Below are 705 nucleotides of genomic sequence, written 5' to 3'. Positions count from 1 at the left end.
GGATTTAAAACAACGATTGACCGCGGACGCGTAGCTCAGCTGGATAGAGTACCTGGCTACGAACCAGGCGGTCGCAGGTTCGACTCCTGCCGCGTCCGCCACTATTTGAGAAACCAGCCGTAAGGCTGGTTTTTTATCGCCTAAATAGGCTGTCTAAGCGTTAGACATTAAAATTAAAGCAATCCTTACATCAGGATTTAAAACAACGATTGACCGCGAATATGTAGAATGAGCTGGATAGGCAGTATGCTGGTTTTGAAGGCAAGATGGCTACGAACGGGTTCGCAATCCTTACATCAGGATTTAAAACAACGATTGACCGCGGACGCGTAGCTCAGCTGGATAGAGTACCTGGCTACGAACCAGGCGGTCGCAGGTTCGACTCCTGCCGCGTCCGCCACTATTTGAGAAACCAGCCGTAAGGCTGGTTTTTTATCGCCTAAATAGGCTGTCTAAGCGTTAGACATTAAAATTAAAGCAATCTCTAACTCGGGATTTAAAACAACGATTGACCGCGAATTTGTAGACTCAGCTGGATAGGCAGTATGCTGGTTGTGAAGGCAAGATGGCTACGAACAGGTTCGCAATCCTTACATCAGGATTTAAAACAACGATTGACCGCGGACGCGTAGCTCAGCTGGATAGAGTACCTGGCTACGAACCAGGCGGTCGCAGGTTCGACTCCTGCCGCGTCCGCCACTATTT

At 48.9% G+C, this 705-nt stretch carries 3 tRNA genes; all 3 read left to right on the top strand.

The annotated features are described in order from the left end of the window. Positions 1-24 precede the first annotated feature (24 nt). Positions 25-101, top strand: a tRNA-Arg gene (locus ACOB80_RS20845). Between the two features lie 222 nt (positions 102-323). Continuing rightward, positions 324-400: transfer RNA gene (locus ACOB80_RS20840), tRNA-Arg, on the top strand. 222 nt (positions 401-622) lie between these two features. Next, positions 623-699 (top strand) — tRNA-Arg (locus tag ACOB80_RS20835). The last annotated feature ends 6 nt before the right edge of the window (positions 700-705 follow it).

The organism is Thalassotalea coralli (assembly GCF_055786205.1).
This window is presented reverse-complemented; position numbering and strand designations above follow the sequence as displayed.